Origin of the sequence: Rufibacter ruber, assembly GCF_001647275.1 — a bacterium.
Lineage (GTDB): Bacteria > Bacteroidota > Bacteroidia > Cytophagales > Hymenobacteraceae > Nibribacter > Nibribacter ruber_C.
In genome coordinates, this window is record NZ_LRMM01000105.1 from 1 (window position 1) to 10,454 (window position 10,454).

Sequence of the window (10,454 nt, forward strand, 5' to 3'; positions counted from 1 at the left end):
AAACAGCCCAAAAACGCAACGGCTCCTGCAGCAGAAGGGGGGAGAAGTTTACTGAGAGCCTCGGTGAAGAAAGCCTCTCTTACACCTACCGCCTGGTGAGAGCATGTTTTGCCTAATGATTTTACTGGCGAAGAAGAGCCCCGGAAAAGTTCTGCAAATGCAGTTTTCGTGCCGCGCAGCAGCCCTACGGGGCGGGGAAAAGTGTGAGCGAAGGCGCTTTCTCTTGCGTTGTACGGCAAAGAGAAACAGGAACCATGCGCTTAAAAGCCGCCTCAGCCTACCTGCTTTATCTGCTGCTCTTTTGGTTTCTGTTTTGGCTGTTTTCAGAAAAACAGGCCCAAAACAGAAACCACCCCTTGCCCCCTGAGGTATTTTTGAGATGGCTGGCAGAGATTTGCTACTTCGTTGGTGCAGGCAGCCCCGCCAATTTCAGCCACTGCACCGCCATAATGGTTTTGCCATCTGTAAAGCGATGGGCCAACAGCTCCTGGGTGCTCATCTCCACGGCCTTGATGCTTTCATTCTCTTCGTCTTTGCCACCGCCCGCACTGGTTTGCCGGCTAACCTCAGCATAGAACAGGTAAATCTTCTCAGAGAACGCGCCCGGCGAAGGGTAGAATTCAGAGATCAGCTCCAGCTTGTCTACCGCATAGCCAACTTCCTCTTCTATCTCCCGGGTAATGGCATCTTCAGGCTTTTCCCCTTCACTGTCCAGCATGCCGGCTACGGCTTCCAGCAGTTCGCGCTCAACGGCCGGCCGGTACTGCTTGGCCAGGATGAACTTCTGCTTTTGGGTGTCATACACCAGCGCAGCGGCGGCCTGGCCGGTCTGGTACACTTCCCGCTTAAATTCCTGGTCGCCGTCTTTCACGGTGTACACCTGCAAACGGTAATGGCCCTGGTACACGGTGTCTCTCTTTGTAATTTCCATGGGGAATTGATAAATTGGTACGGTTTACAAGCTTTGTGCTCCTTCCCGCTCCTACGCAGGCTTCTTTGGGTGGTTCTACCAAACTGCAAAAGAAGTAGATTCAGCGGATTTTGTCCATTGCCCGGTTAACTGCGTATAATTTTCAACCATTTACCCTTTTATGAAAAAATCACTTTCCCTCTGGGTGGTCATGCTGTGTGTAGCAGTAGGCAGTGCCATGGCACAGACCCAACCCCAAAGCAGCCATTACAAAGCCGCTGAAACCCTTTTGATAGCCATGGGCACCCCTAAGGCCACAAATGACAACGTGCAGGAAATGCTCACCCTGCAGATGGAGCAGGTGCCGGCCATGAAAGCCGCTGAGCTGGAGGTACGGGCTTTCTTCTCTAAGTACATGAGCTGGGACGCCATCAAAGACGACATGGTAAAGCTGTACATGAATGAGTTCACTGAGAAGGAACTGAAAGACATGACGTCTTTCTACAACACCCCTACCGGTAAGAAACTGGCCGCCAAACAAGGAACCATTGCCATTAAAAGCACCAAGATTGGCCAGGAAAAAATCACGCCGCACATGATGGAGCTGCAGCAGATCATTCAGGCAAAGATGCAGGGCGGCAATTAGCCTTCTGCTTTCAAAAACACCCCAAAGGGCTGGCTTCTACCTGTAGAAGCCAGCCCTTTTTGCTTTCCCCTACCCCGCCACTGGAACTTACCCAGGCCAGCTTTCTGCGAAAACAAGAAATGTTAAAAAAAACGTGGCCACACCACATACTTCAGGAAACTTTTCTGAGTTAATTATACTAACCAGACCACCTCTATCTGACTGTTGATAAAGCCCTTATGCGTTACCTGTTCTTTCTACCGGCTCTCCTGCTTGGCGGGGAGGCGACTGCCCAAACCTTCCCGGCAGACTCTGTTCAGTTAGTGGACACCGCTCAGGCCTTGACCGCAGAAACACTCCCTGCCCCGGCACAACCCGGATGGGCAAAACGCCACCGCACCTTGCTGCTGGGTACGGCGGGCGCCTTGGTGACCGCCGGTGCCGGTGTTGCCGCGTATGAATGGTTTGATGAGCCTGTAAAAGATTTCACCCAGTCTAAACGGACGGCGTTCACCAAGGGGATTGCCCATGCGGTGGAGCCGTTTGGCAGGGCGGTTCCTTTACACGGTACCTTTGCAGTTCTGCTCAGCGCCGGGGTTCTGCTCAAGCGCCCCCGGCTCCGGGAGGCGGCGGCCGTGTCACTGGGAGGCTTTTACCTTAATGCGTTGGTTACCCAACAACTCAAGCATACCTTTCAACGGTACCGGCCCAGCAGCTCTCTGCACAATAACCAGTTTGAAGGCCCTGAAGGAAGCGGAAAAAACGGCTCCCTCCCTTCTTCCCACACCTCCAATGCCTTTGCCGCCGCCACGGCTATTGCCACAGTGTACCGTGACACCCGCTGGGTGCCGCCCGTAGCCTACGGCGTGGCCATCCTGGTTGGCCTCTCCCGCATTCATGACAACGCCCACTGGGCCTCTGATGTGGTAGCCGGTGCCGCCATTGGGTATCTTTCGGCCAAAGCTTCTTTCATAGGGTATCACCAGGCCAGAAACCTGATCAAGCGGCACCAATGGCGCTTGATGCCTGGCTGGTACAACGGCACCCCCACCCTCTCAGCCTCGGTGCAGTTTTAACCGAAGTCCTTTGACAACTCCCTGTTTAGCTGTTTTTCAGAAAACAGGCTAAAAACAGGGGTCTTTCCGGTAGCGTACCTGTACAGAGAATGAAGCTAGAGTTTTTTCCTTTTCTATTGTATGGCCGTGCCTGGCCCTTGCATGGCGCAAGAATGAACCTGTGTCTGCGTTTTGGGGCTACTTTCCCAAAAACAGCCCGGAAACAGAAACTTACTTCTCCTGCAGGCACAAGGCGCCGCTTGCGCCTGCACCTGAAACAAACGCTAAACAGCTTCAACCTAAAGCGGCTTTTCTTGTTATACCTTCTGAGCTTCGGCCTTGGCGCATGTTTACTTTCAGTCTTTGCGCGGCAAACGGTCAGGGAGCGAACCTGCCACTTTAAGGTTTCAGGTTGGTAGCAGGCTTGAAGCTCAAAACCACTATATTACTTAGCCGTTTTCCGTTACAGACTCTAGGCGACAACAGGCGCTTAGCCGGTGGTTTACTGGTTGAAACTGCCTTACATCTCTTTTTACATTACATTCGCTGCACAATTCAGAACCACATTTATGAAACAAACACTGCTCCTTCTTTTTCTGACCCTCCTGACCATGACCACCACCCAAGCCCAGCAGATCAAAACCCAACTGGTAGAATACAAAGAAGGCACCACCACCTTAGAAGGCTACCTGGCCTTTGACCCCGCTGCCAAAGGGAAACGCCCGGCCGTGCTGGTAGTACATGAATGGACGGGCATCAATGACTACACTAAAAAACGGTGTGAACAGTTGGCCAGAATGGGCTATGTGGCCTTTGCCGCTGATATCTATGGCAAAGGCATTAGGCCCGCCTCAGCGCAGGCGGCGGGCGCTGAGGCCGGCAAGTACAAGAACAATGTCCCGTTGCTGCGCGCCCGCATCAATGCGGCTTTGAACCAGGTAAAGAAAATGCCTACGGTAGACGGTTCAAAAGTAGCCGCTATTGGTTACTGCTTTGGTGGCACCACCGTGCTGGAACTGGCGCGCAGCGGGGCTGACGTGGCAGGGGTGGTCAGTTTTCATGGCGGGTTGGGCACGCCTTCCCCTTCAGACGCCGCCAACATCAAAACCCAGGTGCTGGTTTGCCATGGAGCCATTGACCCCTTTGTTCCCAAAGAAGAGGTAGACACCTTCTTGAAAGCCATGAATGATGCCCACGTGCCGTACCAGTTCAACGCTTACAGCAACGCGGTGCACTCCTTCACCAACCCCCAGGCCGGGACAGACAACAGCAAAGGTGCCGCCTACAACGCCACCGCTGACCGCCGCTCCTGGCAGGCCATGAAACTGTTCTTTGACGAGATCTTCCAGAAAGAGACTGCGGCCGGGATCAAGTAGCCGCTTCCTTGATAAACAGCGTTTTCTCCCTTACGCCTTTGCCATAAAGAGAGGCGCTCCGGCCACCCTTTTCTTTCAACGGGAAGCTTTTCTGTTTTCGCCTGTTTTTCAGAAAACAGGCCGAAAACAGAGGGCACACTTCCTCTTTCGCCTGACGCCGGAAAAAACCGAATTATAAAAGAGCTCCCCTTGCGTTGCCCGGCACCAGGCGGCGCGGCCACTGCGCTGCGTTCCTCTTTTCCTGCACCACCGGTGCAAACGCGCAACCCAACGGGATAAAAGCCAGTACTCTCTGCGTGAACCGCCTTGGTTGGCAGTGTTCATTTCCTTATCCATGTTTCCACCCATCAACCGCACATACAGCATTCCCATTTTCTACCGCCTGAGCCTACTGCTGCTGGCGGCGGGCTTGTTTTTTTCTTCCTGCAGGAAAAAGGAGGACCCGCATGAGACGGTGGTGTTCAAACCCAAACCCATTGCCCCGCAAGACACCATCAACTACCCCAACGCCCTCATCACCGCACTGAACCGCCAGGACAAGTGGGTAGACTCTGTATTTAAAACCTTAACCCCAGATGAGCGCATCACCCAGCTCATGATGATTGAGGTGTTCTCTAACCAGGGCCCGCAGCATGAGAAAGACGTGCTGCTTCTGGTGAAACAGTACAAAGTTGGCGGGCTGATCTTTTTTCAGGGGGGCCCCATCCGGCAGGCCAGCATGACCAACCGGCTGCAGGCTGCCTCCAAAGTGCCGCTGCTCATTGGCATGGACGCTGAAAACGGGGTGGGCATGCGCATGGACAGCGCCATGCAGTACCCGCTCCCCATGCTGCTGGGCGCCATCAACAATGACAGCCTAATCTACCGCATGGGCGCCGAGATGGCCCATGAGTTCAGACGCCTGGGCATGCACCTGAACTTTGCGCCGGTGGTAGACGTGAACAACAACCCCAACAACCCCATCATCAGCTACCGCGCCTTTGGCGAAAACAAGGAAGACGTGAGTTCTAAAAGCCTGGCCCAGATGCTGGGCATGCAGGACAACGGCATCATTGCCACCGCCAAACATTTTCCCGGCCACGGTGACACAGATGTAGACTCCCACTATGACCTGCCCGTGATCCCGTACGGCCGTGAGCGGCTAGACTCCCTGGAGCTGCACCCGTTCCGGCACCTGATCCAGAGCGGGGTGGGCGGCATGATGGTGGGCCACATTCACATGCCCAAACTGGACTCCACGGCCAATCTGCCGGCGTCCCTCTCCAAGCCCATTGTCACCGGCTTGCTGCGGGAGGAACTTAGATTTGCCGGCCTTATCTTCACAGACGCCATGGTCATGAAGGGCGTGACCAAGTACTTTGCCCCCGGCGAGGCCGAAGTCATGGCCCTGGAAGCCGGGAATGACGTGCTGGAGCGTCTGGTAAGCGTACCCAAAGCCCTGGCGGCCATTAAAGCGGCCATCAAGTCTGGGAGGCTGAGCCAGAAAGAGATTGACCGCCGCTGCCGTAAGGTACTGGCCGCCAAACATTGGGTGGGGTTGCACCAGTATCAGCCCATCAAGATAGACAGCCTTTACCAGGACCTGCACCGGCCGCGTGCCAATGAAACCCTGAGAAGGCTGGCAGAAGGGTCACTTACGCTCCTCCAGAACAACAAGTCCCTGCTTCCGCTGGCGCACAAGAAGCGCCGGAAGATTGCCTCCCTGGCCGTGGGCGCCACCCGCACCACTACCTTTCAGCAGCGCCTCCAGAACCAGCTGCCTGCCAAAGAATTCTTCCTTCCCCGCCGCACAGACAAGAAAACCCTGGCCAGGCTGCGCAAGGAACTCCTCAAGTATGACCTGCTGCTCATCAGCATTTACGGCCCCAGCATCAGGCCCAGCAACAACCTGGGCTTCACCCCAGAGGAGCGGGGGCTGGTCAATGAGCTGGTGCGCGAGAAAAAGAGCGTGGTGGTGCTGTTTGACAATGCCTACACCCTGAGCAGATTCCAGAACATACACCAGGCCAAGGCGCTGCTGGTGGGGTATCAGCAGCTGCCAGACGTGCAGGCGGCCGCGGCCAAACTGGTGCTGGGCCAGCTGGAGCCCAAGGGAAAGCTCCCTGTCACGGTCAACCAGCACTTTCAGTACGGAGACGGCCTGTAACCCGCTTTGTCTGCCTGTTTTTCTAAAAACAGGCCAAGAAACGCAAAGAGCACGTTCAGCTTTTGAGCTAGCAGGAGAAGAGGTGCCGCGTAAAGGGCTTCCCTTACGGTGGTGGCGCTCCTGAGCCGCGCTCCCAAGGCAGGAAAAGCGGGAAGGGAGGTCCTGCCCTGGTCCTTTTTCCGCTGGAAAGAGAAATTTATAGCATGCGCCGTGCCGCCACGCCTCCTGGTATTTTTTATTTTCTATATTGGCAGCATGAAACCTGCCCGCTTCGTCCGCCCCCTTTTCCTTGCCGGGATTCTTTCGGCCTCCCTTTTCAGCAGTTGCTCCCCGTCCGCTACCGTCCCCTCTGAGGCGAAAGCTAGTGCCGGAAACGTGCAGGCAAAGCAGGCAGAGCGGGTAACCATTGGCATAGAGCGCCTGCTTACGCCAGAGTTTCTTCCGTTCATCCAGAACCGCCGGGTGGCCGTACTCACCAACCATACCGGTGTCATGCCAGACAAAAGCCATATTGTAGATGTTCTGCACGCGCGCCCTGACGTAAAGCTGGTCAAACTGTTCAGCCCGGAGCACGGCATCAGGGGCGAAGCAGACACCCATGTATCTGATGACACAGACCAACGCACCGGCCTCAAGGTCATCTCCCTCTACGGCAAAGTGCGCAAGCCCACCCCTGAGATGCTGCAGGATGTAGACCTCATTCTCTTTGATATCCAGGACGTGGGCGCCCGCTTCTATACCTACATTGCCACCATGAACGCTGTTCTGGAGGCTGCCGCCGAAAACGGGAAGCAGATGATGGTGCTGGACAGGCCCAACCCCATTACCGGCCTTTATGTAGACGGGGCCGTGGGCAAAGAAGCCAAACAGCCGGTTATTGGCCCTAACCACCTCCCCATCACCCACGGCATGACCGTGGGCGAACTGGCCCGTATGTTCAACGGGGAACGCGCCGCCAGAAAACTCCCGCAAGCGGAATTAATTGTGGTGCCCATGCGCCGCTACGCCCGTTCGCTGTGGTTTGACCAGACGGGTCTGCCCTGGGTGAAGCCTTCGCCCAACATGCTCAACCTGACCACGGCCACTGTGTACCCTGCCACCTGCCTCCTGGAAGGCACCAATGTGTCTGAAGGCCGGGGCACCCTGCAGCCGTTTGAGTTTATTGGCGCCCCCTGGATCAACGGGGAGCAGCTGGCCAGACAACTGAACAGTTACCAACTGGCAGGCGTGACGTTCAGGCCGGTGCAGTTCAAGCCAGACAGCGTGGTAGACGGCATCCGGATTTACCCACCCAAGTTTGTGGGCCAGACCTGCCAGGGCGCCCAAATGGTAGTCACTGACCCCAACCGTTTCAAATCAGCAGAAGCCAGTGTGTATATCATTCACGCCCTGCAGAAACTTTACCCGGGGCAGCTGGAGTACAAAGACAGCCGCATGGACGGCCTCTGGAAAACTGATACCATCCGGAAACGGCTGCAGGCCGGTGAATCACCGGCAGCCATTATTGCCAGCTGGCCAGAAGAACTCGCCTATTTCAAGCAAGTACGGGCTAAATACCTCCTTTATCCGTAGAAAGGGCAGATCCATCTCTGTCCCTCTATGCCCCGATTCGTTTCTACTTATCTCTTCATTTTTCTGGCTGGCGTGCTGCTGCTGGAAGCCTGCCAAACCTCATCTCCCACCACCCTTCTCACCCCCACCCGCGCTTACCGCACCAAACAGGTGGTGCTGGTGGTCATTGACGGGGTGCGGTATTCTGACTCCTGGGGCGATTCCAGCTTTCAGAATATTCCGTTCATGGCGCACCAGCTGGCCCCGCAGTGTTTTTCTCTCCCGTTTTTTCAACCAGGGCGTCACGTATACCAACCCCGGCCACGTGGCCCTGACTACCGGCATTACCAACGCCTCCGCAACAACGGCAGCGAAGAGCCCAAATACCCTTCTGTTTTTCACTATTTCAGGGAGCAGACCAAAGCCCCGGCCTCTAAAGCCTGGATCATTGCCAGCAAAGACAAATTAGAAATCCTGGCCAGAACTGAAAGCCCAGACCCGGCGGCGGCGTTTGCCCCGGCGGTCAACGCGGGAAACAGCGGGATTGGCACCGGCTACAGGCATGACACCACTACCCTGCGGGTGGCAAAGGGCCTTTTGGCGCAGCACACCCCCCAACTGGTATTGATTAACCTTAGGGGCCCAGACTCAGAGGCGCACGCCGGAAACTGGCACGGCTATCTGGAGGCCATTAGGCAGAGTGATCAGCTGGTGTTTGACCTGTGGCAATGGCTTCAGGCGCACCCCACCTATCAGAACACCACCACTTTACTGGTCACCAATGACCACGGCCGCCATCTGGGTAGCCGCTTCAAAGAACACGGAGACAGCTGTGAAGGCTGCCGCCACATCAGTTTGCTGGTTCTTGGGCCAGATGTGAAGCCAGGGCACATAGCCACCCAGACCAGGTCACAGGTAGATGTGGCCGCCACCATGGCAGAGTTATTGGGCATACCGGTTCCAAAGCGTGACGGCGTACCCATGCTGGAGCTGTTCCGCCCTGAATAAAGGTCTGGGCTGTTTTGGAGCCGTTTTCAGAAAAACAGGCCGAAAACAGAAAGTTGAGCACGCACCCCTAGAGGAGAAAAGGCACAGACTTTCAAAGCAGCTGTGTGCACTACCAGGTCTGGTGAGCAGGCGGTACTGCAGAGGCTGGCGTGTGGAACCCACCCCTTCCCCTCCCAGGAGGGGAGTCATCTGGGATGCGTGGGGGCAAGTACCCTGCGCCCGTACCTCTGGTAAACCTGGACCGGCAGCACCCCCCCTCTTCATGAGCTTCGCTCGCTACTTCAAACTCTTGTTTGGGCAATCCTAAAGGGGAGATTCCCCCTTCTCCTTCTTAAAAGGGGGAATATCACTAGCCACGGAAGTTACTTCCGTGGTTTAGTAAGTATGAGAAGGTATTAGAGGGCAATAGTAAAATAGCAGTGGCTGCTTTGCGTTTTGGGGCTGTTTTTCTGAAAACAGCCCCAAAACAGAGGAAGGCATTTCATAAACAAAAACTACCGTAATCCGGCTTCCCTTCTTTCCTTCAACTCAATTGCTTCTTTGGCTTCACGCAGGCGGGTGAAAGCGGTTACATTGGTAAAGACCGCCAGAATGGCCAACGGAATGGTGAAGATAGAGATGGTCTCAAATACCGGGAACGGAATACCTGGAACCGTGAGTTTAAAGTCTCCGCCCAGAAGGGCAGAACCCAGGCCGCAGAACATACCCGCCAGCGCAATCAGCACCACCCGCTCCGGCCGCTGGAAAAAACCGCCTTTGCAGTCAACCCCCAACCCTTCCGCGCGGCGCGGGTGTAGCTCACCATCATAGATCCAATCATGGCCACAAACGCCACCAACGAGCTCAGAAAATAGTGGTGGGCAATGAGGTAGTAGCAAATACCCAGAAACATCACCATTTCACTGTAACGGTCCAGCACGGAGTCAAACAGCGCCCCAAAGGTAGAGCCCATGTTGCCCATACGGGCCACCTGCCCGTCCAGCATGTCAAACAAACCCGCCATCATGATCAGAAACCCCGCCCAGCCCACATAGGCCATGTCATGGCGGTTCTCACTTTCACCGCCTACCACAAAGATCACCGCTACCCCAATGTTCAGAATAAAACCGGTGGTGGTAACGGCATTTGGGGTAAAGCCCAGCCTGATCAGGAGCCGTACAAACGGGTTGACAATTTTATAGATGCCCTGTTGCAGGAACACCTTCCAGGCTTTCTCTTTGGGGGCCTGCTTCACCTCGAAATCAGAAGTCCCCAACTCTAGTTTTTCACTTGTTTCCATAGACCAAAATCCTCTATTGCTGACGGCTCTTCTTGTTTTTGTTTAAACACATATTTCTTCTGCATCAGGTAATTATACCCCATTCCCACCACCAAAGACGTGACCACCTTTGAGATGATGTAACTGACGCCGGTGTAGTGGGTAATCACGTACACCCCCGTAGCGTTGAGGAGCAAACTGCCGGTCCAGATCACAAAGTAGCGTACGGCCTGCGCGGCCACATCTGGGTCAGCCGAATGGAAAACCCAATTGCGGCCCAGCGAGAAATGGGTGATTCCGCCTGACACCGTGCCCGCCACCGTAGCCAGCACATACCAGCTCCCAAACAACTCCACAGCCACTACCGTGACCAGAAAGTCTACCACGGTGGCCGCCATAGAGGCTGTCTGTGCTTTTAAGAAGGTAAGCATCTAAAATAGCTTTACGTAAATGAGTAGTTGCAGAACCACATTGGCGTAGATTCCGGAGAGCGCGTCATCCATCATCACGCCCCATCCGCCGGGC

The 10,454-nt window shown here is 55.3% G+C and carries 11 protein-coding genes; 6 read left to right on the forward strand and 5 right to left on the reverse strand.

The genetic code is table 11. The features are described from left to right. Positions 1 to 397 precede the first annotated feature (397 nt). Positions 398 to 931: an NUDIX domain-containing protein gene (locus tag A8O25_RS21215; protein WP_066839495.1), complete on the reverse strand. Its 534-nt coding sequence runs from the start codon at positions 929 to 931 to the stop codon at positions 398 to 400. Between the two features lie 160 nt (positions 932 to 1,091). Between A8O25_RS21215 and A8O25_RS21220 the strand changes: the two genes are divergently transcribed. The 6 genes from A8O25_RS21220 to A8O25_RS21245 all read left to right on the forward strand — a co-directional run bounded on the left by A8O25_RS21220 (position 1,092) and on the right by A8O25_RS21245 (position 8,671). Beyond that, positions 1,092 to 1,556 (forward strand): DUF2059 domain-containing protein, encoded by a 465-nt coding sequence (locus A8O25_RS21220; RefSeq protein ID WP_066839497.1) that lies wholly within the window; start codon positions 1,092 to 1,094, stop codon positions 1,554 to 1,556. 218 nt (positions 1,557 to 1,774) lie between these two features. Continuing rightward, the gene (locus A8O25_RS21225) at positions 1,775 to 2,611 is read left to right on the forward strand and encodes a phosphatase PAP2 family protein (RefSeq protein WP_066839499.1); all 837 of its coding nucleotides are present in this window, start codon (positions 1,775 to 1,777) and stop codon (positions 2,609 to 2,611) included. A 548-nt stretch (positions 2,612 to 3,159) separates the two neighbouring features. After that, complete coding sequence (locus tag A8O25_RS21230; RefSeq protein WP_066839500.1) at positions 3,160 to 3,966, forward strand: dienelactone hydrolase family protein; 807 nt, start codon at positions 3,160 to 3,162, stop codon at positions 3,964 to 3,966. A 334-nt stretch (positions 3,967 to 4,300) separates the two neighbouring features. After that, entirely contained in the window at positions 4,301 to 6,112 is a 1,812-nt protein-coding gene (locus tag A8O25_RS21235; protein ID WP_066839502.1) for a glycoside hydrolase family 3 protein, read from the forward strand. Between the two features lie 255 nt (positions 6,113 to 6,367). After that, the gene (locus A8O25_RS21240) at positions 6,368 to 7,684 is read left to right on the forward strand and encodes an exo-beta-N-acetylmuramidase NamZ family protein (protein ID WP_066839506.1); all 1,317 of its coding nucleotides are present in this window, start codon (positions 6,368 to 6,370) and stop codon (positions 7,682 to 7,684) included. Between the two features lie 27 nt (positions 7,685 to 7,711). Further along, the gene (locus tag A8O25_RS21245) at positions 7,712 to 8,671 is read left to right on the forward strand and encodes a sulfatase-like hydrolase/transferase (protein ID WP_082893816.1); all 960 of its coding nucleotides are present in this window, start codon (positions 7,712 to 7,714) and stop codon (positions 8,669 to 8,671) included. A 494-nt stretch (positions 8,672 to 9,165) separates the two neighbouring features. Here A8O25_RS21245 and A8O25_RS23985 read toward each other — a convergent pair whose 3' ends face one another. The 4 genes from A8O25_RS23985 to A8O25_RS24430 all read right to left on the reverse strand — a co-directional run. Then, the gene (locus tag A8O25_RS23985) at positions 9,166 to 9,396 is read right to left on the reverse strand and encodes a hypothetical protein (RefSeq protein WP_241499116.1); all 231 of its coding nucleotides are present in this window, start codon (positions 9,394 to 9,396) and stop codon (positions 9,166 to 9,168) included. Beyond that, positions 9,390 to 9,950 (reverse strand): CDP-alcohol phosphatidyltransferase family protein, encoded by a 561-nt coding sequence (locus A8O25_RS21250; RefSeq protein ID WP_241499117.1) that lies wholly within the window; start codon positions 9,948 to 9,950, stop codon positions 9,390 to 9,392. Before A8O25_RS21250 ends, A8O25_RS23985 begins: the two co-directional genes overlap by 7 nt. Beyond that, positions 9,929 to 10,360 (reverse strand): GtrA family protein, encoded by a 432-nt coding sequence (locus tag A8O25_RS21255; RefSeq protein ID WP_066839504.1) that lies wholly within the window; start codon positions 10,358 to 10,360, stop codon positions 9,929 to 9,931. Before A8O25_RS21255 ends, A8O25_RS21250 begins: the two co-directional genes overlap by 22 nt. Next, positions 10,361 to 10,454: phosphatidylglycerophosphatase A (locus A8O25_RS24430; protein WP_420911798.1), on the reverse strand; the 94-nt coding region annotated here is incomplete at its 5' end.